The 23,363-nt window shown below is 65.0% G+C and carries 20 protein-coding genes; 10 read left to right on the top strand and 10 right to left on the bottom strand.

From position 1 onward, the window contains the following. The first annotated feature begins 75 nt into the window (after positions 1 to 75). Positions 76 to 1,545 carry a flavin-containing monooxygenase gene (locus IE113_RS08675; RefSeq protein WP_189540490.1) on the top strand — a complete coding sequence of 490 codons (1,470 nt, stop codon included), beginning with the start codon at positions 76 to 78 and terminating at the stop codon, positions 1,543 to 1,545. On the opposite strand, the gene IE113_RS08670 is transcribed toward IE113_RS08675, so the two are convergent. The 5 genes from IE113_RS08670 to cysD form a co-directional block, all read right to left on the bottom strand. Then, a complete protein-coding gene (locus IE113_RS08670; protein ID WP_189540488.1) occupies positions 1,542 to 2,630 on the bottom strand; it encodes a helix-turn-helix transcriptional regulator in 1,089 nt (362 codons plus the stop codon). The two genes, IE113_RS08675 and IE113_RS08670, sit on opposite strands and share 4 nt — an antisense overlap. 53 nt (positions 2,631 to 2,683) lie before the next feature. Continuing rightward, positions 2,684 to 3,826, bottom strand: coding sequence for an LLM class flavin-dependent oxidoreductase (locus tag IE113_RS08665; protein WP_189540486.1), 1,143 nt, complete (start codon positions 3,824 to 3,826; stop codon positions 2,684 to 2,686). A gap of 84 nt (positions 3,827 to 3,910) precedes the next feature. Continuing rightward, positions 3,911 to 4,639, bottom strand: a complete 729-nt coding sequence (locus IE113_RS08660; protein WP_189540714.1) for a 3'(2'),5'-bisphosphate nucleotidase CysQ — start codon at positions 4,637 to 4,639, stop codon at positions 3,911 to 3,913. 11 nt (positions 4,640 to 4,650) lie between these two features. Further along, the gene (gene cysN, locus IE113_RS08655; RefSeq protein ID WP_189540484.1) at positions 4,651 to 6,570 is read right to left on the bottom strand and encodes a sulfate adenylyltransferase subunit CysN; all 1,920 of its coding nucleotides are present in this window, start codon (positions 6,568 to 6,570) and stop codon (positions 4,651 to 4,653) included. Then, complete coding sequence (gene cysD / locus IE113_RS08650) at positions 6,570 to 7,475, bottom strand: sulfate adenylyltransferase subunit CysD (RefSeq protein ID WP_189540482.1); 906 nt, start codon at positions 7,473 to 7,475, stop codon at positions 6,570 to 6,572. Before cysD ends, cysN begins: the two co-directional genes overlap by 1 nt. Before the next feature lie 346 nt (positions 7,476 to 7,821). Here cysD and IE113_RS08645 point away from each other — a divergent pair, with 346 nt between their 5' ends. The 6 genes from IE113_RS08645 (at position 7,822) to IE113_RS08620 (ending at position 15,573) form a co-directional block, all read left to right on the top strand. Then, a complete protein-coding gene (locus IE113_RS08645) occupies positions 7,822 to 9,444 on the top strand; it encodes an AMP-binding protein (protein WP_189540479.1) in 1,623 nt (540 codons plus the stop codon). Then, the gene (locus tag IE113_RS08640) at positions 9,441 to 11,108 is read left to right on the top strand and encodes a class I adenylate-forming enzyme family protein (protein WP_189540477.1); all 1,668 of its coding nucleotides are present in this window, start codon (positions 9,441 to 9,443) and stop codon (positions 11,106 to 11,108) included. Before IE113_RS08645 ends, IE113_RS08640 begins: the two co-directional genes overlap by 4 nt. A gap of 1 nt (position 11,109) precedes the next feature. Next, entirely contained in the window at positions 11,110 to 11,976 is an 867-nt protein-coding gene (locus IE113_RS08635) for an amidohydrolase family protein (RefSeq protein WP_189540475.1), read from the top strand. A gap of 6 nt (positions 11,977 to 11,982) precedes the next feature. Next, positions 11,983 to 12,831, top strand: a complete 849-nt coding sequence (locus tag IE113_RS08630; RefSeq protein WP_189540472.1) for an SDR family NAD(P)-dependent oxidoreductase — start codon at positions 11,983 to 11,985, stop codon at positions 12,829 to 12,831. Between the two features lie 129 nt (positions 12,832 to 12,960). Beyond that, positions 12,961 to 14,052: a Rieske 2Fe-2S domain-containing protein gene (locus IE113_RS08625; protein WP_189540471.1), complete on the top strand. Its 1,092-nt coding sequence runs from the start codon at positions 12,961 to 12,963 to the stop codon at positions 14,050 to 14,052. Between the two features lie 9 nt (positions 14,053 to 14,061). After that, positions 14,062 to 15,573 carry an amidase gene (locus IE113_RS08620; protein WP_229822233.1) on the top strand — a complete coding sequence of 504 codons (1,512 nt, stop codon included), beginning with the start codon at positions 14,062 to 14,064 and terminating at the stop codon, positions 15,571 to 15,573. On the opposite strand, the gene IE113_RS08615 is transcribed toward IE113_RS08620, so the two are convergent. Next, positions 15,570 to 17,012: an NAD(P)/FAD-dependent oxidoreductase gene (locus IE113_RS08615; RefSeq protein WP_189540467.1), complete on the bottom strand. Its 1,443-nt coding sequence runs from the start codon at positions 17,010 to 17,012 to the stop codon at positions 15,570 to 15,572. The two genes, IE113_RS08620 and IE113_RS08615, sit on opposite strands and share 4 nt — an antisense overlap. Before the next feature lie 4 nt (positions 17,013 to 17,016). Beyond that, on the bottom strand, positions 17,017 to 17,796 hold the full coding sequence (locus IE113_RS08610) for an SDR family NAD(P)-dependent oxidoreductase (RefSeq protein WP_189540465.1): 780 nt from the start codon (positions 17,794 to 17,796) through the stop codon (positions 17,017 to 17,019). A 228-nt stretch (positions 17,797 to 18,024) separates the two neighbouring features. On the opposite strand from IE113_RS08610, the gene IE113_RS08605 reads away from it, so the two are divergent. Further along, the gene (locus IE113_RS08605) at positions 18,025 to 18,504 is read left to right on the top strand and encodes an Lrp/AsnC family transcriptional regulator (RefSeq protein ID WP_189540464.1); all 480 of its coding nucleotides are present in this window, start codon (positions 18,025 to 18,027) and stop codon (positions 18,502 to 18,504) included. Further along, the gene (locus IE113_RS08600) at positions 18,501 to 18,992 is read left to right on the top strand and encodes an Lrp/AsnC family transcriptional regulator (RefSeq protein ID WP_189540462.1); all 492 of its coding nucleotides are present in this window, start codon (positions 18,501 to 18,503) and stop codon (positions 18,990 to 18,992) included. Before IE113_RS08605 ends, IE113_RS08600 begins: the two co-directional genes overlap by 4 nt. A 42-nt stretch (positions 18,993 to 19,034) precedes the next feature. On the opposite strand, the gene IE113_RS08595 is transcribed toward IE113_RS08600, so the two are convergent. Continuing rightward, positions 19,035 to 19,787: a glucose 1-dehydrogenase gene (locus IE113_RS08595; RefSeq protein ID WP_189540460.1), complete on the bottom strand. Its 753-nt coding sequence runs from the start codon at positions 19,785 to 19,787 to the stop codon at positions 19,035 to 19,037. Between the two features lie 85 nt (positions 19,788 to 19,872). Between IE113_RS08595 and IE113_RS08590 the strand changes: the two genes are divergently transcribed. Next, on the top strand, positions 19,873 to 20,934 hold the full coding sequence (locus IE113_RS08590; RefSeq protein WP_189540458.1) for an alkene reductase: 1,062 nt from the start codon (positions 19,873 to 19,875) through the stop codon (positions 20,932 to 20,934). A 201-nt stretch (positions 20,935 to 21,135) separates the two neighbouring features. Here the strand turns inward: IE113_RS08590 and IE113_RS08585 are convergent, their stop codons facing one another. After that, positions 21,136 to 22,248, bottom strand: a complete 1,113-nt coding sequence (locus IE113_RS08585) for an aromatic ring-hydroxylating oxygenase subunit alpha (RefSeq protein ID WP_189540456.1) — start codon at positions 22,246 to 22,248, stop codon at positions 21,136 to 21,138. 15 nt (positions 22,249 to 22,263) lie between these two features. Next, positions 22,264 to 23,352 (bottom strand): aromatic ring-hydroxylating dioxygenase subunit alpha, encoded by a 1,089-nt coding sequence (locus tag IE113_RS08580; RefSeq protein WP_189540454.1) that lies wholly within the window; start codon positions 23,350 to 23,352, stop codon positions 22,264 to 22,266. Positions 23,353 to 23,363: the final 11 nt, after the last annotated feature.

Below are 23,363 nucleotides of genomic sequence, written 5' to 3'. Positions count from 1 at the left end.
CCTATCGGGTGATGTTGGCGCAGGTTCGGACACATAAGCATGATGGCCACGAACCAGAGCAAAGAGGATGCATTGATGACCGATTCAACAAAGGCACTGCGCTATGCGGTCATTGGTGCGGGGATGGCGGGCTTGCTGGCCGCGATCAAGCTGAAGGAGCGCGGGGAAAACTTCACCGTGTTTGAAAAGGCCGCCAAGCTGGGCGGGACCTGGCGCGAGAACCGCTATCCGGGGCTGACCTGCGACGTGCCGGCCCACGCCTATACCTACTCGTTCGAACCCTACGCCGAATGGCAGAGCTACTACGCGACCGGCGGGGAAATTCAGACCTATTTCGAATACGTTGCCAGCAAGTATGACCTCCTGCCCTCGATCCGGTTCAATTCCGAAGTCGTCGGGGCCGTGTTCGACGATGCCAGCCAGACCTGGACCCTGACGCTGGGCAATGGCGAGCGGATCGAAGTCGATGTGGTGATTGCCGCATCGGGTGTGCTGCACCATCCCAAGACGCCGGATATTCCGGGGTTGGACACCTTTGCCGGTCCGGCGTTCCACACCGCGCGCTGGGATGATGCCGCGCCGATCGATGGCGCCAGGGTGGGGCTGATCGGGTGCGGTTCGACCGGAATCCAGATCGTCACCGCGATCAACAAGCGGGTGAAGAACCTGGTCCACTTCCAACGCAGCCCGCAGTGGGTCATGCCGGTGCCGCAGTTCGCCTATACCGACGAGGACCGTGCGGCATTCCGCAAGGACCCGGCGCTGATCGATGCGATCCGCTATAACGAGGAATACATCGGCGCGATCAAGCGGTTCACCGATGGTGTCACCGACATCGAAGGTGAGGCGATGCACCAGATCGAGGAAGTGTGCCGCCAGCATCTGGAGGACAGCATCCGGGACCCGATCCTGCGCGAGAAGCTGCGCCCCAACTACCGCGCGGCCTGCAAGCGGCTGATCTATTCGTGGTGCTATTACGAGGAGGTCCAGCATCCGGCGGTGTTCGTCGAAACCGGCCGGATCGAGCGGATCGAACCCAATGGCGTGCGGATGCAGGATGGCACGTTCCATGAACTCGACACGCTGATCCTGGCGACGGGCTTTCATGCCGATCGGTTCATCCGGCCGACGACAGTGCTGGGCGCGGGCGGAGTTTCGCTCGACACCGTGTGGGAGCGCCGCCCGACGGCCTATTACGCGGTCACGATTCCCGGCTTCCCGAACTTCTTCATGCTCAATGGCCCGACCGGGCCGGTCGGCAACTTCTCGCTGATCGACATTGCCGAACGGCAGTGGACGTACATCGACCAGCTGATCGCGCGGCTGCGTAGCGGCGAAGCACGCGGGGTCGTGCCAACGCAGGCGGCCTTCGACGATTACGAAACCCGGCGGATCGCGGCGGCGAAAAAGACGATCTTCGGATCGGGCTGCACCAGCTGGTATCTCGATGATGAAGGCGTGCCCGCGACCTGGCCGTGGAGCTATGACGATTTCGACAAGGCCATGTCCCGGCCGGTGATGGAAGATTACGCGCTGATCGCCTAGCCCGACAGCGCGCCAAGCAGGTTCATCAGCTGTGATTGCCGGTGAACCTGCGTCTTGGCAAAGACCGAGCGCAGCTGCGCCTTGGCGGTGTTGTGGGCAATGCCCAGCAGGCGGGCGGCTTCGACCAGCGAATGGCCGTGGGCCAGTTCGGCGCAGAGGCGGGCTTCGGCGCGGGTGACGCCCAGCAGATCGCGGATGGCTTCGGGGTCCAGCACGCGGTCATTTTCCGGGCGGGCCAGAAACAGCGCCAGCGCGCCAGTGCCGGAATGGATCGCGGGCAGATCGATTGCGCGGGCGGTTGCCACCAGATCGCCATGTTCCGGCCGGGGAATGCGGAAACGCGAAACCCCGCCCGCATCGCTGCCGCTGGATAGCAGGTCCGCGACCTTTTGTTTTAGCGCGGTGGCATCGAACCGCACCGTATCGCCGGCGCGGCGCAACGCTTCGCCTTCGGCCAGGATGCGCTCTGCCAGCAGGTTACTGCTGACGATCCGGCCTTGCCGGTCCAGCACCAGCAGCGCCAGGCCCAGCCCATCGGTGGCGCTGCGGAACACGCCGTGCTGGGCATTGGCGAACTGCAGCTTTTCGAACAGTCCCACCGCGATGCGCATGTGCGGCACCAGTTCCTGGAAGCGGGCGCGCTCGCGGGCGGTGAAGTCCGGCCGGTCGGAAGTGCGCGTTGCACGAAAGCGGGCCTCGAACTGCCCGCCAAAGCGCAGGTCCACCGCCAGCACCTGTTCCCCGCCTGCCAGCACGAGGTATTCGCGATAGGCCGCGTGCTCACCCGGCGGCTTGCCCGCGATGAATTCCCCGAACGATATGACCCGTCCTTCCGGCAGGTTCTGGAACGGATCGTCGGTGAAGTAATTGCCCAGATACATCCGGGCATGGTCCGGGTCGGCGCCAGGGGTGATGAACGTGCCGGGCAATCCGCGTCCGGGGGCGGCAATGATCAGCGTGGCAAAGGTTGCGTCCAGCCACCTCGCCAGCGCCTCCAGAAAGCTCTCCCACGGCTGTGGGGCATCGATCCCGCCAAACAGGCGGGCCAGCAGATCGGAAAACCGGGGATCGACGGAAACGTCCATCCCCGGTGCATAGGACCATTCGGCCGGCTTGGGCAGTCCCCTGGCTATTCCGGTTATTCCGCCGCCAGCGCCTTCGCGCGGAAATGCGGGATGACCTTTTCCCCGATGTTGCGGATCGATTCCATGATCACGTCGTGCGGAATGCCGCCCATCTGGAAAATGAACAGGATCTCGTCCGCGCCCGCATCGGCCAGCCGCTGGACATAGCGGATGCAGTCGTCCGGCGTGCCATAGGCATCCTGCGCCACGGTATAGTTCGACAAGTGCTCGTCGCCGACCGGGATCGCCTCTTCGGAGAGATAGGCGATGGTCGCCTGCTTGCCCTGTTCGAGCACCTTGGCATGATCTTCTGCGGTCAGATCGTCATCGACGGTCGGGCGCGGGCCGCCCTGATACCAGTAGGCGATCGATTCGGCGAAGAAGCGCTGCCCGCGCAGGCCGATCTTGCGGGCCTTTTCACGGTCGTCCAGCACGGTCGCGGCGCACAGCGCGGCCAGATGCTCGGTCGGGCGGAAGCCAACCTGGTCCTCCGGCTTGCGGGTGCGGAAGGCCTCGCGGTAGATCGCGTTCTTCTTGGCGATTTCCTCCGGCCCGGAAAAGCCCAGCACTAGCGCCCCGATCCCGCGCGATCCGGCAGCGGTCAGCGTCGCTTCGCGCGTGCAGGCCATGTACATCGGCGGGTGCGGATCCTGGTAGGGCTTGGGATGGATCGGGCGCTTGGGGATCTTGATGTATTGCCCGTCGTGCTCGATCTCGTCCTGAACCATGATCTTGGGGATCAGGTACATCGATTCATCGATCATCGGCCCCAGTTCGGCCAGGCTGTAGCCAAAGGTGCCGGCTTCCTGCTCGGTCCCGCCCTTGCCGACACCAAAGTGCAGGCGCCCTTGCGATAGGATGTCCAGCGTGGCGATCCGTTCGGCCACCTTGACCGGGTGGTTCATCGCGGGCGGCAGGCAGACCACGCCGTGGCCGACATGGATGCGGCTGGTCGCCCCAGCGATGAACGCCAGCACCGTTTCCGGGGCAGACATGTGCGCATATTGCGTCAGTGCGGTGTGTTCCACGCACCAGATGCAGTCGAAGCCCATCTGCTCGGCCAGCTTCGCCTGCTCGACGATCTGCAGGAACACGGCCTGTTCATTGGCGCGGCTGGTATCCACCATCTGCGCTTCGTAAATGATCGAAAACTTCATCGATCCCTCTCCCTACCCGTCCGGCACTTACCGGTTGGCGGGGAGGCTAGCGATTCGAAGTGCGCTTCGCATAACCCAAACGGGCTATTGCTGGGCCAGCAAGTCCAGCACCGGCTGCGCATGCTGCGGACGGCAGATCAGCAGGTCGGGCATGTAGGTATCGGCCTGGTTATAGACCAGCGGGCTGCCATCGATCCGGCTGACGTGCAGCCCGTGGGCGAGCGCGACGGCGGCAGGGGCGCAGCTGTCCCATTCGTACTGGCCGCCGGTATGCAGGTAGATGTCGGCCTGGCCCAGCACGACCGCCATCGCCTTCGCTCCGGCGCTGCCCATGGGGATCACTTCGGCATCGAGCGCGGCCGCAACGGCCATGGCCTCGGCGGCCGGACGCGTGCGGCTGACGACCATCCGCAGCCGGTCGGGGGCGGGGGGGACGGGGGCGGGCTGATCGCTGCGCAGCACGAGGCCCGCGCCCGGCAGCGCGACCGCGCCGTGGACCGGGCGGCCATCGATCGCCAGCGCGACGTGGACGGCCCAGTCGGTCCGTTCCTCGCCATACTCGCGCGTGCCGTCGACCGGATCGACGATCCACACGCGCGAGCTGGCCAGCCGGTCGAAGTTGTCCTTTTCCTCTTCCGAAAGCAGCCCGTCATCGGGGCGCAGCTCGCGCAGTGCATGGCACAGGAACTGGTTGGCCGTGGCATCGCCCGCCTTGCCCAGCGCCTTGAGCGAGAGCACCCCGGCGGCGCGCACGTCCAGCAGCAGCCGCCCGGCCACTTCGGCAAGGTGCGCGGCCAGCTGGGCATCCGTCATATGGTCGGCATTCATGAGTCGTCGCGATTCCCTGTAATCATGTCCACGATCCGTGTAGCGGCCTCTTCGGGCGTTTCGCGCGTGGTGTCGACCCGGATTTCCGGATTTCGCGGCGCTTCATAGGGGCTGTCGATCCCGGTGAAGTTCTTCAGCTGTCCGCTCCGGGCCTTCTTGTAGAGGCCCTTCACATCACGCGCTTCGGCCACTTCCAGCGGGGTGTCGACGAAGATCTCGATGAACTCTCCGGCAGGCAGCATCGCGCGCACCATTTCACGCTCGGCGGCGAAGGGGCTGATGAAGGCGGTGAGCACGATGAGGCCGGCATCGGTCATCAGCTTGGCCACTTCGCCAACGCGGCGGATATTCTCGATCCGGTCGGCCTCGGTAAAGCCGAGGTCCTTGTTCAACCCGTGGCGGACGTTGTCGCCATCCAGCAGGAAGGTGTGATGCCCCAGCGCGTGGAGGCGCTTTTCGACCATGTTGGCAATGGTCGACTTGCCCGAACCGGACAGCCCGGTGAACCACAGCACGGCGGGTTTCTGGTGCTTCAGCGCGGCATGGGCGGCGCGGGTGATGTCCAGCGCCTGCCAGTGCACGTTCTGCGCCCGGCGCAGGCTGAAGTGCAGCATGCCCGCACCCACCGTGCGGTTGGACAGCTTTTCGATCAGGATGAACCCGCCCAGCGTCCGGCTGTCGGTATAGGGTTCGAAGACCAGCGGCCGGTCGGTGGTGATCTCGGCCACGCCGATGGCATTCAGCTCCAGCGTCTTGGCGGCCAGCTTGTCCAGTGTGTTGACGTTGATCGTGTACTTGGGGGCCTGCACTGTTACCGACACGGTCTGTGTGCCCAGCTTCAACCAGTATGACCGTCCGACCAGCAGGGCGTCGTCATCCAGCCAGACCAGTGTGCTTTCGAACTGGTCTGCGACTTCGGGCGGGGCATCGGCTGCCGCGATGACGTCCCCGCGCGAACAGTCGATCTCGTCCGCGAAGCACAGCGTGACCGATTGGCCGGCGGCCGCCTGGTCCAGATCACCGTCGAGCGTGACGATCCGCGTGACCGTGCTGGTCTTGCCCGATGGCAGTACGCGCACCGCATCGCCGGGGCGCACGGAGCCGCTTGCGATCAGGCCGGAAAACCCCCGGAAGTCCAGGTTCGGGCGGTTGACCCATTGCACCGGCATCCGCAGCGGCCTGGCCTGATCGGCAGTATTGTCCAGCTCCACCGTTTCCAGGTGCTCGACCAGCGTCGGGCCGGTGAACCACGGGGTGTTCGCGGACAGGGCGGTGATGTTGTCGCCCTTGAACCCGGAAATCGGAAGCGCGGTGAAGGCGGTGATGCCGATGCTTTCGGCGAAGGCGCGGTAATCGGCCACGATCTCGTCAAAGCGGGACTGGCTGTAATCGACCAGGTCCATCTTGTTCACCGCCAGCACGATATGGCGGATGCCGATCAGGTGGCACAGGAAGCTGTGCCGCCGGGTCTGCGTCAGCACGCCCTTGCGTGCGTCGATCAGGATCACCGCCAAATCGGCGGTCGAGGCGCCGGTCACCATGTTGCGGGTGTACTGCTCATGGCCCGGGCAGTCCGCGACGATGAACTTGCGCTTCTCGGTGCCGAAAAAGCGATAGGCGACGTCGATGGTGATGCCCTGTTCGCGTTCGGCGGCAAGGCCATCGACCAGCAGCGCAAAGTCGATCTCCTGCCCCTGCGTGCCCTGCTTCTTGCTGTCGTTTTCCAGCGCGGCCAACTGGTCCTCGAAGATCATCTTGCTGTCATAAAGCAGCCGCCCGATCAGCGTGGACTTGCCGTCGTCCACACTGCCGCAGGTGATGAAGCGCAGCATCGTCTTGTGCTGATGCTTGTCGAGATAGGCGTCGATGTCCTCGGCGATCAGGGCCTCGGTCTGATAAACGGGGGTGTCGGTCATCAGAAATATCCCTGCTGCTTTTTCACTTCCATACCGGCGCCGCTGGCGTCCTTGTCGATGGCGCGGCCCTGGCGTTCGCTGGTGGTGGTCAGCAGCGTTTCCTGGATCACTTCGGACAGGGTCGCCGCCTCGCTCTCCACCGCGCCGGTCAGCGGATAGCATCCCAGCGTGCGGAACCGGATCGAACGCTCCACCGGCACTTCACCGGGCTGGAGCGGGAAGCGGTCGTCGTCCACCATCAGCAGCATCCCATCGCGCATCACCGTGGGGCGCTTGGCCGCGAAATAGAGCGGGACGATCGGCACGTCGTTCAGCTGGATGTATTGCCACACATCGAGTTCGGTCCAGTTGCTGATCGGGAAGACACGGATGCTTTCGCCCTTGTGTTTCTTGGCGTTGTAGAGGTTCCACAGCTCCGGTCGCTGGTTCTTGGGGTCCCAGCCGTGGTTGGCGGTGCGGAACGAGAAGATGCGTTCCTTGGCGCGGCTCTTTTCCTCGTCCCGGCGTGCCCCGCCGAAGGCCGCGTCAAAGCCGTACTTGTCGAGCGCCTGCTTCAGCCCCTCGGTCTTCCACATGTCGGTGTGGAGCGCGCCGTGATCGAATGGGTTGATGCCGCGGGCGGCGGCTTCGGGGTTCTGGTAGACGATCAGGTCCATGCCCGATTCCCGGGCCATCTTGTCGCGCAGCTCATACATTGCGCGAAACTTCCACGTGGTGTCGACGTGCAGCAGCGGGAAGGGCGGGGGCGAGGGATAGAACGCCTTGCGCGCCAGATGCAGCATCACGGCGCTGTCCTTGCCCACGGAATAGAGCATGACCGGGCGTTCGGCCTCGGCTACGACTTCGCGCAGGATGTGGATCGCTTCGGCTTCGAGCCGCTGGAGATGGGTCAGAGTGTTCGACATGGCTGCCTTCTATGCATGGCCGTTTCCCTAATCGCAAGGGCAGTGGAATCCACAAAGCAAATCCTTGAGCCGGGCAAGCCAGACTATCACCCACCCCTGGCGAGGCCGGAATGCCTGTCCGTAGCTGGGCCGTATGGCACAAAATGTTCCGCAATCGGCGCGATCTGGGGGGTTGTGCGTTTTCGGCCAATTACGCCGGGATGCTGGCATCTTGCGTAAAAATTGACTGTTTGGAATCCGCAAATTGTGACAAGTTGGAAAAAACGACGAACTATCGCGTCGAATCGTGTGGGAGAGAGCATGGCCAGAGTGCAACTTGCCCGCCAGAATCGGGGGCGGATCTGAAATGGCGCACCAGTATCACCTGGCCGACCTGTTCGAGACGGTCGCGGCGACCGTGCCGGACCGCATCGCGCTGATCACGGATTCCCGGACCGAAACGTTCGCGCAGCTCAATGCCCGCGCCGACGCCATCGCCAGCGGCCTGGCCGCGCGCGGGATCGGGCGCGGCGATACGGTTGGCCTGTACCTGATGAATTGCGCCGCGCACCTTGAGGCGCTGATTGCCACGCTGAAGCTGGGCGCGGTGCCGTTCAACGTGAATTACCGCTATCGCGCGGACGAGCTGCGCTACATTTTTACCAATGCCCGCGCGGCCGCGATTTTCCACGGGGCAGAGTTCAGCCCGGTGATGCGCGAGCTGTACGGCAGCCTGCCGGACCTGAAGCTGTCGGTTGCGGTTGATGATGGCGCCGGCACCGATATTGCGGGTTCGGTTCCGTTCGAGGACCTGGCCGCCACCGCGCCGTCCGGTCCGTGGGAGCGCAGCGAGAATGACCTGCTGTTGATCTACACCGGCGGGACCACCGGCATGCCCAAGGGCGTGATGTGGCCGCACAAGGCCTTTGTCTTTGCCTGCGCGGGCGGGGCCGGATACTTCAATCCGCACGGGCCGCTGACCTGTCCGGAAGACATCGCCGACCGCGCGACGCACGGGTATCCGCTGAAACTGATGCCGCTGGCGCCGCTGATGCACGCGGCGGCGGTCTGGGCGATGTGGTCGGGCCTGCTCAATGGCCTGACCATCGTGCTGGACGAGGCGCGCAGCTATGACCCCGTGGCCGTGCTGGACAAGGTGGAGCGGACCGGGGCCAACATCGTGCAGTTCGTGGGCGATGCGATGGCGATCCCGCTGCGCGATGCCTTGCGCGATCATCCGGGGCGCTGGAACCTGGCGCATGTCGTCAACTTCGGCTCGGGCGGGGCGGTGTTCTCGGCCCACGTGAAGGACGATCTGCGCGCTCTGTTGCCGGCCAATTGCACCATCACCGACGGGATGGGCAGTTCCGAAACCGGCATCTCCGGCCAGGCTGCGCGGAGCGCCGAGGGCGTGATGGAACTGGACGCGAACGATGTTCAGCAGGTGGTGATCGATGACCGGCTCGCCCGGCCCGGCGAGACCGGCTTTCTGGCGCGGTCGGGTCATACGCCGGTGGGCTACTGGGGCGATCCCGAAAAGTCCGCGGAAGTTTTCCGGACCATCGACGGCAAGCTCTGGGCAGTTTCGGGCGATGCCGCGCGGGTGGACGCTTCCGGCAAGATCACGGTGTTCGGGCGGGGATCGACCTGCATCAACACCGGCGGCGAGAAGGTCTTTCCCGAAGAGGTCGAGGAAGCGCTGCGCGCGCATCCGGCTATCTTCGATGCGGTCGTGGCCGGGCAAAGCGACGATCGCTGGGGTGAACGGGTGGTCGGCGTCGTTTCGCTGCGTCCCGGTGCGGCGCAGCCCGACTTTGCCGATGTCCGGGCGTTTCTCTCGGAACGCCTGGCGGGCTACAAGCTGCCCAAGGCGCTGGTCTGGGTCGATGCGGTGAAGCGCTCGGCAGCCGGCAAGCAGGACTATCGCTGGGCCAAGGAAATTGCGGCCAATGCAGTTACGGCCAAGGCAGACACGGCAGGAGCACAATGAGCCAGACTGATCCCGTTTTCGCCGCCGTAACGGCGCCGGGCACTCCGTTCGAAATCGTCGAGCGCGATGGCCTGCGCCAGTTCGCCAACGCCGCGCCCGATCTGAACCTGATGATCGAATCCGCCCGGCGGCACGGGGACAAGACCTTCGTGGTCGACTTCTCCTCGGCGGGCGAGGAGCGCCGGCTGAGCTTTGACCAGATGTTTGCCTGGCGCGACCAGCTGGTGCCGATGCTGCACATCCAGCGCGGCGACCGGGTGGCGATCTGCATGCGCAACCGCGCCGAATGGATGGTGGCATTCATGGCCACGATCAAGGCAGGCGGGGTCGCAGCGCTGCTCAACAGCCGGGGTTCGCCTGCCGAGCTGGTGGCGATGATCGAAGACGTCACGCCCGCGCTGGTGCTGGCCGATACGGCGCGGGCCGAGCTGATCCGCGCGGGCGGCTTTGCCGGGCGAATGCTCGATCTGACCAAACCGTTCGACGGGCAAGAGATTGATCGCCGCGCGGGCGAGCCGGTCCCCGATCCGGGGCTGGCCAAGCCCGAAGACCCTTGCGCGATCCTGTTCACGTCCGGCACCACTGGCCGGGTCAAGGGCGCGGTGCTGACCCATCGCAGCCTGATCACCGGGCTGATGGCGACCCAGCTGACCGGGGTGATGGTGCTGCACAACATGGCGCGCGCGCACGGTATCCCGGTCGAGACGATCATGGCGAACCTGCCGCAGCAGGCGACGCTGCTGGTCTATCCCTTGTTCCATGTGTCGGGGCTGGGGTCGTCGTTCCTCTCGCCGCTGTTTGCGGGGACCAAGGTCGTGATCATGCGCCGCTGGGACGCGGATGAGGCGGTGCGGCTGATCCAGGCCGAACAGATCACCCAGTTCTCTGCCGTGCCGACCATGCTGTGGGACATGCTCCACAAGGCCAAGCTGGGCGCGGCCGACCTGTCTTCGCTGCGCAACATCGCATCGGGCGGACAGGCGCTGCCGGTCAACCTGCTGGACGAGATCCGCTCGGTCTGTCCGCAGGCGGTGATGGGCACGGGCTATGGCATGACCGAGGCTTCGGGCGCCGTGGCGCAGGCGGTGGGTGAGGATTTCATTCGCAACCGCGCGTCTGCCGGCCGCGTGCTGCAACTGGCCGATGTGCGCATCGCCGCGCCGGACGGCACCTTGATGCCGCAGGGCGACAGCGGAGAGATCCAGGTCCGCGGGGCGATGGTCATGCAGGGCTACTGGAACCGCCCGGAAGAAACCGCCGCCGCGTTCACTGCTGACGGCTGGTTGCGCACGGGCGACGTCGGTTACGTCGACGGGGAAGGCTATGTCTTCATCGTCGACCGCGTGAAGGACATGGTCATTTCCGGCGGCGAGAACATTTACTGCGCCGAGGTCGAGCGCGTGATGGGCGAGATGCCCGGCATGATCGAGTGTGCCGCGTTCGGCATCCCGGATGAGCGCCTTGGTGAACTGCTGGTTGCGGTTGTCGTCGCGCAGGACACCGATGAGGCGGCTATCAAGCAATGGGTGGGCGAACGCCTTGCCCGCTACAAGGCGCCCGCGCACGTCGCCTTCAGCCCCGACAGCCTGCCGCGCAACCACCTCGGCAAGGTCGACAAGATCAAGCTGCGCGCCATGTGGCCGCACCTTTTCGGAGTACAATGAAATGGCCTTTCCCAAGGACATCGGAATCATCGACTGCATGCTGGGCATTCCGGAGGCGGAAGACCGCGCCGAATGGTTTGCGCCGTTCCGCCCGCTGATCAAGGACGCGCAGACGCTGCAGCAATTCGCCATGCCGGCGCAGTACATGTTCAAGGACATTCCGCAGACCGGCCAGCAGGACGACTACATCAAGTGGACCGTCGACCAGATGGACAAGCACAATGTCCGCAAGGCGCTGGTCGGCTGGAACGAGAACGAGACGTCCTACCGCGCCAAGGAACTCTATGGCGACCGGTTCTTCTTCGACCTGCCGTGCGATCCGAACAAGGGCATGGAAGAAGTGCGCCGGATCAAGCGGATCCACGCCGAAGTCGGCCTCTCCGCGATCAGCGTGTTCCCCAGCGGGACGCTGCCGCAGGTGGCAATCAACCACAAGTACATGTTCCCGCTCTATGCCTGCGCGGTGGAACTGGACATTCCGATCCTGCTGAACGTCGGCATCCCCGGCCCGCGCATTCCGATGGAAACCCAGAAGGTCGAGCATCTGGACGAGGTGTGCTGGTTCTTCCCCGACCTCAAGATCGTGATGCGCCACGGGGCTGAACCGTGGGAAGCGCTGGCCGTGAAGCTGATGCTCAAGTGGCCGAACCTGTATTATTCGACCAGCGCCTTCGCGCCCAAGCATTATCCCAAGGCGATCATCGACTACGCCAACACGCGCGGTGCGGACAAGGTGATCTACGCCGGGTATTTCCCGATGGGCCTCAGCCTGGACCGGATCATGTCGGACATGGAAAACGTGCCCTTCAAGGATGAAGTCTGGCCGAAGTTCCTGCGCGACAACGCCACCAAGCTGTTCAAGCTGTAAGCGGTGATGCCCGGTATCCTGCAAGGCCGCGTGGCCATCGTGACCGGCGCCAGCCGCGGTATCGGCGCGGCGATTGCCCGCCGGTTCGCGGCGGAGGGCGCCCGGGTTGCACTGGTCGCCCGGACCGCGGAACCGGGCGGTCCGCTGGCCGGATCGCTGAGCGAGACTATCGCCGCGATCACGGCAGCGGGCGGCGAAGCGATCGCCATCCAGGCGAACCTGGCCGATCCGGAGGACCGCGCGCGGATCGTTCCCGAAGCGGTCGCCCGGTTTGGCCGGGTCGACATTCTGGTCAACAACGCTGCCTGGTCGCGCTTCATCCCGATCTGGGAGGCGCAGCCGCGCCAGATCGCGCTGGCGTTCCAGATGAACCTGCACGCCCCGCAGGAACTGTCGCAGGCCGTGCTGCCGTATATGCGAGAAAGCGGGGCTGGCTGGATTCTGAACATCTCCAGCGCCACGGCGGACTTGCCGCCGCCAGCCCCCTATGACCCGGCAGATCGCAAGGTTGCCTATAACCGCGATGGGCATCCCACGGTCTATGGCACCAGCAAGGCCGCGCTGGACCGGCTGAGTGCGGGTTGGGCAGTGGAACTCTGTGGCGAGAACATTGCGGTCAACGCGTTGGCACCGGTTGGTGCCGTGGCCAGCGAGGGTGCGCTGGCCGTGGGCGGCTGGGACGAGCGCGACCACATCGAGCCGGTCGAGGCCATGGCCGAAGCCGCGCTGCAACTCTGCCACCGTCCCGCCAGCGAGCTGAGCGGGCAGGTGGCGCGAAGCCTGCCCCTGCTGGAGCGGCTGGGCGTGCCGATCCGTGCGCTGGACGGTGGGCCGCTCGCGCCGGTGGCGGCATGAGCACAACGGTTATCATGATTGGAGCCGGGAAGTCTGCTCCATCCACAACGCAAATCCGGGCGGGTGAGACAACCCGATCCGTCCGGTCGTGTCCCGCAATGCGCGGGCGCTTGTTCTGGGAGAACGGCCATGTCAGCCACTGATCAAAAAGCAGCCACCGATGCCCGCACCGCGCCGGTCGCGGTCTGGCAGATCCTTGAAAAACTGCGCGGACAGGACCTGATCGACTGGCGTATGGCGGAAGTCACCGGCCGGGCCAGCATTGCCGAGCGCAATCTCGATATCGGCATCCCGTTCGGCTGGTATCCGATTGCCTTGTCCAAGGACCTGGCCGTGGGCGAGGTCAAGCCGCTGCGCTATTTCTCGCAGGACCTGGCCATGTGGCGGGGCGAGGATGGGCAGGTCCGGATGCTGGACGCCTATTGCAAGCACCTGGGCGCGCACATGGGGCACGGCGGCAAGGTTCACGGCAACCTGCTGGAATGCCCGTTCCACGCCTGGCGCTATGACGGCGACGAAGGCGTGGTGAAGGACATCCCTTATGCCAAGGCGATCCCGCCGCAGGTCAAGCGCAAGTGCACGCGCACCTGGCACATTACCGAGGCGAACCGCTGGATCTGGGCGTGGTATCACCCGCAGGATGTCGCGCCGCTGTTCGAAGTGCAGCACCTGCCGGAATGCTCCGACCCGGACTGGACCGATTTCGACGTCTACGAATGGAACGTCTGGGGCTCGATCCAGAACATGGCTGAAAACGGCGTCGACGTGGCGCATTTCCGCTATATCCACGGTACCGCCAACGTGCCGCTCGGCGAACTGCGCTGGGGTGACTGGGGCCGCGGCGCCGATGTCCGCGCCAAGATGGGCACACCGTGGGGCGAGGTCGATGGCTGCATCAGCTATGACACGATGGGGCCGGGGCAGAGCTGGACGCGCTTCACCGGCATCTCCGAAACGCTGCTGGTGGCCTGCATCACTCCGGTCGAGCTGGACCATGTCCATGCCCGGTTCTGCTTCACCCAGCCCAAATCGCAGGCTGAAGGCGAGCGGGCCGGTGTTGCCAAGGCAATCATCCGCGACATTTGCAAGCAGTTCGATCAGGACAAGGTCGTCTGGGACCGGCAGAAGTATGAACCGAACCCGATCATCTGCGACGGCGACGGGCCGATCCCGCGGTTCCGCAAGTTCTATTCGCGCTACTACGCCCAGGCGGCGGAATAGGGGGCCGTGGTGACCCGGCGCGAAGTGGTCGCGGGCGGTGCGGCAGTGGCGGCGGCCGGCTTGACCGGTGCCGCCAAGGCCAGGCCGACTGGCAGCGGAACCGACCTGCTTGTCGATTATGACGCAGTGGGGCTGGCGGCTCTGGTGGCGAAGCGCGAAGTTTCGCCCACCGAGCTGCTGGAAGCCGCCATCAGCAAGGCCGAGGCACTCAATCCGCGGTTCAATTTCATGGCCCAGCGGCACTACGATCGTGCCCGCAAGGCCATTGCCGATGGTTTGCCAAAAGGCGCGTTCACCGGCGTTCCGTGGCTGCTGAAGGACCTGAACACCCATATCGCCGGGGAATTGAGCGAGGGGGGCAGCCGGTTCTACAAGGGCAATCGCGCCCCCGTAACCTCGGAACTGGTGCGCCGGATCGAACGGGCCGGGTTCGTGGTTTTCGGCAAGACCACGACACCGGAATTCGGGCTGACCGGCACGACCGAGAACAAGCTGACCGGCGACACGCGCAACCCGTGGAACCCGGCGCACATCGCGGGCGGCTCGTCCGGCGGGGCGGCTGCGGCGGTGGCGGCAGGGGTCTTGCCGGCCGCCCACGCAACTGACGGCGGCGGCTCGATCCGCATTCCGGCTTCATGCTGCGGACTGTTCGGCATGAAGCCAAGCCGGGGGCGCATCCCGATGGGGCCGCCGCGCACCGAAGGCTGGGGCGGGATGTCCGCGCATCATGCCGTCAGCTGGAGCGTGCGCGACAATGCCGCGATCATGGATGCGACCCACGGCGTGGAGGCAGGGTCACGCTATGGCGTGCAGGCTCCGGCCGAGGGCTTTCTGGCGCAAGTGGGCAAGCATCCGGGCAAGTTACGGATCGCGGTCATGGTGGAATCTCCCTCGGGCAGCCCGGTCGATCCGGAATGCCGCGCGGCGGCGCTGGAAGCGGCCAAGCTGTGCGAAAGCCTGGGGCATCACGTTGAAGTGGCCCAGCCCAAGTGGGACACAGCGGCCATCGGCATGGCCAGCTTCGTGCTGATCGGTTCGTCAATTGCCGCGGACATTGCCGACCGGGCGAAGGCAACCGGTATCGTCCCGGGACCTGACGTGCTGGAACCGATCACGCTGGGGTTCATCGAAGTCGGCAAGAGCTTCAGCGGCATGGACTTCGCCCGCGCCAACAATACGCTCCAGGCGCTGGCCCTGAACGTGGCGCAGTTCATGGAGCGGTTCGACGTGATCCTGGCGCCCACGCTTGCTGCACCGCCGCTGCCGCTGGGCCGGATCAACCTGACGCCGGATTGCGATTTCCAGCAATGGGGGCAGCGCGCGGCGGTGTTCTCGCCCTTCACGCAGATGGCCAATATGACCGGGCAACCCAGCATGTCGGTTCCGCTGGCACAATCGTCCGGCGGCTTGCCCATCGGTGTGATGTTCACGGGTCGGTTCGGGGATGAGGCGACGCTGTACCGGCTGGCCGGCCAGCTGGAACGCGCCGCGCCGTGGCGGGATCGGCGGCCGAGCGTCTAAAGCAAACCGATCCGCTGGCCGGTCCGCGCTGCCGGAATCATCACGTGGCGGATGATCCGGTCCATCTTGCCAGGATTGCTCACCGCCAGCGGTTTTTCGATGGGGAAGGGCAGGGTGTCGAGCCGGTCGGCAGCCAGCCCTTCGGCCAGCAGCTTGCCCATCAATGGGGCCATGACATTGCCCCAGGCGTTGAAATACATCAGCCCGAACAGGCCCGGCTGCAGTTCGAACACGCCGGGGAACTGCCGGTCACGCATCGCGACCCGTCCCGTCCAATAGGCTTGCAGTTCGATCTTCATGCCGCGCGTTTCGGGCCAGGTGCGGTGCAGCCAGTCCAGCTGGTTGGCAAAGTGCCAGCGGGCATCGGCCGGTGATGATACGGTCGGGATCGAAGACAGGATCAGCCGGTCCTGTTCATCCCGCACCAGCGGGTTCAGGTCGATCGGCACTTGCGCCAGCGTCTGGCCACCCGGCATGATTGCGGCCCGGGCATCGTCGGGCAGAGGCTCGGTCGTCAGGGCATAGGCGGTCAGCGGATAGAATGCGGCGGTGAATTCCGGCACGATCCCACCGGGATAGGCATTGGTGCAGAAGACCACCCGGTCGGCCGTGACGCTGCCTTTGGCGGTCCGTACAGTCCAGCGTCCCCCGTTTCCGGCTATCGCCAGCGCGGGTGACTGGCCGTAAATTCTGGCACCCAGCCGCGCGGCAGTGGCGGCCATCCCGTTGGTCAGGCGATAGGGATTGACCCGCCCGCCATCGATATAGTTCAGTGCCCGGTCCCACGCCTTGCTGCCGGTGGCGCGGTGCAGGTCCTCTCCGCCGATTTCGACGACGGACAGCAGACCCTGCTGCTCCATCCATGCAGTCTGCGCGCGAAACGTCCGGATTCCATCGGCATCCGCCGCAACGTTGAGATAGCCGCTGCGCACTGCATCGGCGGCAAAGCCATGACGGGCCTGAAGGTCATAGGGCAGCGTGTGGTGGGCGCGAAACGCCTCGAGGAACGTCTTGCCGCGATCCGGGAAGCTCGCAAACACGCCGGGATCGCGCAGGGTCGGCAGGACATGCCCCGCATTACGCCCCGAAGCTCCCCATCCGGGCTGGCGCGCTTCGAGCACGGTCACGGCCACGCCCGCTTCCGCCAGATGGAGGGCCAGCGACGATCCCGCCAGCCCGGCGCCGATGACCAGAACGTCGGTGGTCAGGTCGCCGGTCAGTTCCGGATAGGCGGGGATGACGGCCGGCGGTCTGGTCCAGCCGCTGCGTTCGACGGCGATCAGACCGCGCTCAAACAGATCGGCTTCATTCTGCGCCGCAGCGTCGGCGGTGAGCAGATCGGGGTAGCCCTTCCACCAGCGCGCGCCCAGCAGGCCTGCGCCGAGTGTCACCGCACCGCCGGTCAGCAGGGCGCGGCGGCGCAGCTTTGCCTGGGCCATCGGCTCAGTCCCCGAGGTCCGGCGCCCAGGCCACCCCGTTGATGTGCGCGCCGCCGTCCGCGAACAGGGTGTTTCCGGTGACATAGCGCGCATCGTCGCTGGCCAGGAACAGCGCGACCCCGGCAATGTCGGCTTCGGGATCACCCATCCGGCCCATCGGGTTGGCGGCTTCGATCCGCTCGATCATACCGGGCTGCATAGCCATCATCCGCCGCGATGAGGCGGAGAGGGCGGCGGGGCAGATCACGTTGCAGCAGATGCCGAACGGTGCCCATTCGCGCGCTGCCGTGCGGGTCAGTGCGCGCAGCGCCTCCTTGGCGAGGTTGTAATCGAGGCTGCCCATGTGGGCGTTCACGCCGTTGAGCGAGGCCATGTTGACCACACGGCCCCATCCTTGCGCCTTCATGTGGGGCAGGGCGGCGTCCATCGCCCATTTTGCAGCATAAGGCCCCATTCGAAGCGCGGTGTCGATCTGTTCGTCGGTCTTGCGTTCAAACCGGGAGACACCGCTGCCGCGCCAGGCGTTGTTGACCAGGATATCGACTGGCCCGGCCGCATCCATCATCGCCAGCACGCTGGCCTTGTCGGTCACGTCGACCGTGACGAACCGGGCCGATCCACCGTCAGCCTCGATTTCGGCTGCGGTTGCGCTGCCGCTGGCGGGATCGAATTCCGCGACGATCACAGTGGCGCCTTCCTGGGCGAAGCGCCGGGCAATGCCCTTGCCGATGCCGTCACCCGCACCCGTCACCACCGCGCGGCGGCCTGTCAATCTGCCCGTCATTGGCTCGTCCCCTCCATCGCCCTGTCCGTCTCGCTAAGCCCTTAGCAGGCACCGAGCGCAACGATTAAAGCTGCCGCCGGGCATTCCGGCTGCGCTTTTTGGCGCGTTTTGCGCCGTCGCAGTCCCGACTTGCGTCAAACACCGTGTGAATACCGACGAATTTGCGATTGACCGCGCCAAGGGCGGACGGCAGGGATCGAAGTTCTTGCAGAGGGGACTGTTCGCGGCATGGGCGACAACTTTTCAGTCGATGATATCGATCTGGCGATCGTGGAGCAGCTGCGCATCAACGGGCGCGCGACCAACCAGCAGATTGCCAACAACCTGGGGCTGACCGCCGCGACTGTTTCGACCCGCATTCGCCGGATGGAAGATGCCGACAAGCTGCGTGTGGTCGCGGTGTCTGACTTTTCAGCCCATGGCTACAACGTGCTGATGGAGCTGGCGATCGAGGTGGATGGTCGCCCGGCGTCCGAAGTCGCTGCCGAACTGGCCGAATTTCCCGAAGTGTTCGCGGCGCACCTGGTAACCGGGCGCTATGACATCGACATGCTGGTGGTGCTGCGCGATTTCAGCGACTTGCCCGATTTGCTGCTCGACAAGTTTTCCAAGGTTCGCGGCATTCGTTCGATGATGCCGGCCATCGCGGTTGACGTGCTGAAATACCAGTTCGATGTCGCGCCCCTCGAAGCCCGGAGCCAGCAATGAGCGCGCCGCAACTTGACGATCTTGACCGCCAGCTGATCGAAGTGCTGGCGCGTGATGCCCGCGTTTCCAACCGCAAGATCGCCGGTGACCTGGGCGTGACCGAAGGAACCGTGCGCGGCCGGATCAAGCGGTTGCAGCAGGAAGGGCTGATCGCCTTTACCGCGATCACCAGCTTCGGTCTGACCAGCAGTGCGAAAATGGCCTTCATCGGCATTCAGGCCGACGTCGAAAGCGTCCGCGAGGTGGCTGCGCAGATTGCGGAAATCCCGCCGATCAATGCGCTAATGATCACGATGGGCCGTTTCAATATCCTGGCGTTCTGCCTGTTCGACACGCTGGAAACGCTGATCGAACTGACGTCTGACAAGATCCTGGCGATCCCCGGCGTGCATCACGTCGAGACATCGATCGCGGTGAAGACGATGAAGTACAACGCACGCGTGGTGCGGATCACCGAAAAGGGTGGCCCCGTCGACGACGAGGAGTAGCATCCGGGGTGCCTGCCGATGGCGGCACCCCGGCTACGGGCCTCAGACTGCGGTTGCGCCGCCGTCGATGACCATCGGGTGGCCGGTGACGAAGCTGGCCTGATCCGAGCAGAGCCACAGCACGGCGGATGCGATTTCTTCCGCCTTGCCCATGCGGCCCATGGGGGTCATTCCGTCCAGGATCTTGCGCATGTCGGGATTGGCCACCAGCGGTGCGGTCATCGGGGTTTCGATCACGCCGGGGCAGACCGCGTTGACGCGGATTCCTGCCGCCGCCCAGCGCAGCGCACCGTGGCGGGTCAGGCCGACGACGCCATGCTTGGTTGCGGTATAGCCCGGCTGCGCGCCGTTGCCGACCAGCCCGTTGATCGAGGCGGTGTTCACGATCGCGCCCTTGCCCTGCTTCAGCATGACTTCGGCTTCCTCGCGCATGCAATACATCACGCCGGACAGATTGATGGCAATGGCGCGGTCCCACACGTCATCGTCGTATTCGTTGGCGCCCATGTTGTTGATGCCCGCGTTGTTGTGCGCGAAATCGAGGCGGCCAAATTCGCTGACAGCGCGGGCAACCAGCGCCTTCACTTCATCGCTGTTCGCCACGTTGCAGTGCTGGAACACGGCTTTGCCGCCCGCCGCGGTGATCAGTGCCGCGGTTTCCTGGCCCCCGGCATCGTTGACGTCGGACACGACGACAGCGGCGCCCGACGCGGCAAAGGCAACAGCGGTGGCACGGCCGATCCCGCCGCTCGCCCCGGTTACCAGCGCCACTTTGCCATCGAATCCGTAATTCATCCTGCCTCTCCTTGATATGCGTAAGAAATTGCTTACAGGATAACGCAAACACCGGTCAATCCGCGATTGATGGAGCGAATCTCGAATGTCTGATAGCCTGTTTACGCCGGTCGCATTGGGCGCCATCGAACTTGCCAATCGCATCGTCATGGCACCCATGACGCGCGACCGCGCCGGTCCGGGCGACGTGCCGACCGCGCTGATGGTAGAGTATTATGCCCAGCGCGCCAGTGCCGGCCTGATCGTGACCGAAGGGGCGCAGCCCAGCGCCGTGGGCAAGGGCTACTGGCGCACGCCGGGCATCCATTCGGCCGAGCAGATCGAAGGTTGGCGCGCGGTGGCCGATGCGGTCCATGCGCGCGGCGGGAGGATCGTAATGCAGTTGATGCATTGCGGACGCGTGGTCGTTCCCGCCAATCGCGGGTTCGACGCGGACGTCATCGCACCGTCGGCCATTGCCTGCCCCGCGCCGGTGCCGGGACCGGACGGGGTGCCGGTGCCGACCGCCACGCCGCGGGAAATCACGGTCGAGGAAATGCCCGCGTTGCTGGAAGAATATGCCCAGGCCGCGCGCAACGCGATTGCCGCCGGCCTCGACGGGGTGGAACTGCACTGCGCCAGCGGTTACCTGATCAACCAGTTCCTCAACCCGGCCAGCAACCAGCGCACCGACGATTATGGCGGCAGCGCGGAAAACCGCATCCGCTTCCCCATCGCCGTGTTGCGCGCGCTGGCCGATGCTATCGGGGCTGACCGGGTGGGCTTCCGCATTTCGCCGGGCAATCCCTACAACGGGATGGACCCGTCTGACCCGGCGGCCACGTTCGGTCCATTCGTCAAGGCGGCCAATGCGCTGGGGCTGGCGTTCTGCCACGTGGTCGACATGGGGCTGCCCGATCTGGATACGCTGGCACTGTTGCGCGCCAACTTCAGCGGGCCGATCATTGCCAACAACAACCTGAAGGCGGACAGTGCGCGGGCGCTGCTCGATGCCGGTCAGGCCGAGGCGGTGAGCTTTGGCCGGGCCTATATCGCCAACCCGGACCTGGTGGAGCGGATCGCCGCTGGCGCGCCCCTGGCGAAACCCGATTTCAGCTTGCTCTACACCGGGGAAGAGCGCGGCTATACGGATTATCCGACGCTGTAATCCGTCTGCTCCGCATTCAAGTTTCGTCACCCTGAACTTGGTTCAGGGTCCAGCTCTCGTCCTGCGCAGCTCGTGCGGGCGGCGCGATGGATGCTGAACCAAGTTCAGCATGACGACTCTTGGTAAAGGCGGAGTTATAAGCAAAACGGCCCCCGGTCATCAGACCGGAGGCCGCTGCGGCGCTGGCAGGCTGTGGAGAGATCAGCCAACCGCGCGCAGGTTCGTGTCGCCCTGGGGCTGCGCGTAATAGCGGCTGTACCACTGGCGGAACTGCGGGATCGGGCCGTCGCCGTCGCAGATGATCGGGTTGGGTTCATACCGCATCCGGTCCCAGATCACCTTGTCCTGGTCCAGCTGCTTGCAGATGTCCCGGATCAGCGCGCGGGCGAGGCCGGCACCGGGGCCATCGGCCTGCTGTTTGGGCTGGGTGAAGCAATAGCGCACCCGCAGGACGTCTTCCTCGACCGGGACCAGGCTGGCGACCAGCAGCGTTTCGGAGATCCCGCGAAACCGCACCCAGCTTTGCCCCGGTCCCATCGTGTCATAGCTGATCAGGCCATCGACGATCCCGGCGGGGGTGCCCATCTGCGCCTTGACGTCTGCGCCGCGGCCCCAGTCGCCCCAGCGCAATTCCGCCTTGGGGACGTCGGCAGTGCCGTGGATGTACTTGAAGTGGGCCACGTCCACGCCGTTTTCGGCCATGTTCTGGATCGAACCGTAGACGGTCCATTCGATGGTGTCGAAGGGAGTCCATTCCGGATCGCCAACTTCATCGTGCACCACCACGTCCCACATCGGCGCAACGTTCTGGTCGGGGTGATACCATACCCAGATCCAGCCGTTCGCTTCGGTCACCGGCCAGGTGCGCTGGCACTTGCGCTTGACCTGCGGCGGGATTGCCTTGGCATAGGGAATGTCCTTCACCGTGCCTTCGTCACCGTCATAGCGCCAGGCGTGGAAGGGGCATTCCAGCAGGTTGCCGTGAACCTTGCCGCCATGGCCCATGTGCGCGCCCAGGTGCTTGCACCAGGCATCGGTCACGCGGACCTTGCCGTCCTCACCGCGCCAGATTGCCAGGTCGGTTCCGAAATAGCGCAGCGGTTTGACCTGTCCGGCGGCCACGAAGTCCGCCATCTCGACCGCGTACCAGCCGAACGGAAAGCCGATGTCCAGCCCGCGTTCGGCGGGGGAGGGGCGGCCATCGAGCGGGGCAACGCGCCAGTCGGTCAGGTCCTGGCCGCGCAGCTTTTCCAGCAGTTGCCAGACGGCAACGGGCGGCGTGCGGGCGTCATTTGCGGGATTGGGAGTGGTCATTGCTGTTGCTCCTGCTCACGCAGCCTTGGACTTGGCGCCGGGCCGCTTGTCGATGGTGGTATGGACGCCGTTGACGCGCCCCTGGAATTCCGCTGCCTTGTCGCGGGGGTTGTAGAACTGGCGATACCAGATGCGTTCCTTGTGGAACGGGCCGTCGTCCGGGATCTGCATGATGTTGATCGCGGCTTCCTTGTGCTGCCACACTTCGAAATCCTGCGCGAAGGCATCCAGCGCAACGTCCTGATAGCTGCGCGCCATCGATACCCCGGCCTCATCGGCGCGGGTGTCGGAGACCTTGACCATCAGCGCATACCAGACGCGCACTTCGCCATCCTCGACCGGCGTGTTGCAGATCATGATGATCGAAGGGTGCTGCCCTTCCATCCGCGACAGCAGGATCCCGGGGCCGGTATACCAGGTGTCGGTGACCAGCACGTCGTGCTCGCTGTCGGACACCAGCGTGCGATGCCCGGCGCCGAAGCGCTGGAAGATCTTGTGATCGCGGAATTCGTTCTCGAACCAGACGATGTCCTTGCTGCCGTGAACCGGGATGAAGTGGGCAACGTCGGTCATGTTGTCGACGATTTCCTGCGGATGGATCGGCAGGGTGCCGAGGTGATCGAGCCGCCAGCGGACCCAGCCCTGTTCCTCCATGTCCCATTCGGCGAAGTCGGGCAGGTCGAAGTCCGGCGCGCCGCCTTCGGCATCATGCCACATCCAGATGCAGCCCGCGCGCTCTTCCACCGGGAAGGTCTTGATGCAGGCGGCCTTGGGGATGCCGTGGGTGGAATAGGGGATGTCGTCGGCCTTGCCATCCGGGCCAAAGCGCCAGCCGTGGCCGGGGCAGCGGATGGATTCGCCCTGGATCTGCTCACCGTCCTTGACGACATAGCTGGTGGTGTTGCGGCCGATGTGGATGCGCATGTGCGGGCAATAGGCGTCGACCAGATAGACCCGTCCGCTTTCGCCGCGATAGGCCACGAATTCGCGTCCGAAGAAGTGCAGCGGAACCGGCTTGTCGGCGACGTCCTCGGACGTCGCGATCATGAACCAGCCGCGTGGAAATGTGTGCGGGCCCAGCCCGTATTCAGCAGTAGTAGCCATCGTCTCTCTCC

Source organism: Novosphingobium arvoryzae (assembly GCF_014652615.1).
GTDB lineage: Bacteria > Pseudomonadota > Alphaproteobacteria > Sphingomonadales > Sphingomonadaceae > Novosphingobium > Novosphingobium arvoryzae.
Note: the sequence above shows the minus strand (reverse complement) of the source record. Positions and strands in the feature narration are given on the sequence as shown.

Bases quoted from the DNA above. Each gene is read 5' to 3' on its own strand.
- IE113_RS08615 (WP_189540467.1), bottom strand. From the start codon at position 17,012: ATGGCCCAGGCAAAGCTGCGCCGCCGCGCCCTGCTGACCGGCGGTGCG.
- cysD (WP_189540482.1), bottom strand. From the start codon at position 7,475: ATGTCGAACACTCTGACCCATCTCCAGCGGCTCGAAGCCGAAGCGATC.
- IE113_RS08625 (WP_189540471.1), top strand. From the start codon at position 12,961: ATGTCAGCCACTGATCAAAAAGCAGCCACCGATGCCCGCACCGCGCCG.
- IE113_RS08635 (WP_189540475.1), top strand. From the start codon at position 11,110: ATGGCCTTTCCCAAGGACATCGGAATCATCGACTGCATGCTGGGCATT.
- IE113_RS08630 (WP_189540472.1), top strand. From the start codon at position 11,983: ATGCCCGGTATCCTGCAAGGCCGCGTGGCCATCGTGACCGGCGCCAGC.
- IE113_RS08610 (WP_189540465.1), bottom strand. From the start codon at position 17,796: ATGACGGGCAGATTGACAGGCCGCCGCGCGGTGGTGACGGGTGCGGGT.
- IE113_RS08645 (WP_189540479.1), top strand. From the start codon at position 7,822: ATGGCGCACCAGTATCACCTGGCCGACCTGTTCGAGACGGTCGCGGCG.
- IE113_RS08660 (WP_189540714.1), bottom strand. From the start codon at position 4,639: ATGACGGATGCCCAGCTGGCCGCGCACCTTGCCGAAGTGGCCGGGCGG.
- IE113_RS08605 (WP_189540464.1), top strand. From the start codon at position 18,025: ATGGGCGACAACTTTTCAGTCGATGATATCGATCTGGCGATCGTGGAG.
- IE113_RS08595 (WP_189540460.1), bottom strand. From the start codon at position 19,787: ATGAATTACGGATTCGATGGCAAAGTGGCGCTGGTAACCGGGGCGAGC.
- IE113_RS08665 (WP_189540486.1), bottom strand. From the start codon at position 3,826: ATGAAGTTTTCGATCATTTACGAAGCGCAGATGGTGGATACCAGCCGC.
- cysN (WP_189540484.1), bottom strand. From the start codon at position 6,570: ATGACCGACACCCCCGTTTATCAGACCGAGGCCCTGATCGCCGAGGAC.
- IE113_RS08585 (WP_189540456.1), bottom strand. From the start codon at position 22,248: ATGACCACTCCCAATCCCGCAAATGACGCCCGCACGCCGCCCGTTGCC.
- IE113_RS08600 (WP_189540462.1), top strand. From the start codon at position 18,501: ATGAGCGCGCCGCAACTTGACGATCTTGACCGCCAGCTGATCGAAGTG.
- IE113_RS08580 (WP_189540454.1), bottom strand. From the start codon at position 23,352: ATGGCTACTACTGCTGAATACGGGCTGGGCCCGCACACATTTCCACGC.
- IE113_RS08675 (WP_189540490.1), top strand. From the start codon at position 76: ATGACCGATTCAACAAAGGCACTGCGCTATGCGGTCATTGGTGCGGGG.
- IE113_RS08670 (WP_189540488.1), bottom strand. From the start codon at position 2,630: ATGGACGTTTCCGTCGATCCCCGGTTTTCCGATCTGCTGGCCCGCCTG.
- IE113_RS08640 (WP_189540477.1), top strand. From the start codon at position 9,441: ATGAGCCAGACTGATCCCGTTTTCGCCGCCGTAACGGCGCCGGGCACT.
- IE113_RS08590 (WP_189540458.1), top strand. From the start codon at position 19,873: ATGTCTGATAGCCTGTTTACGCCGGTCGCATTGGGCGCCATCGAACTT.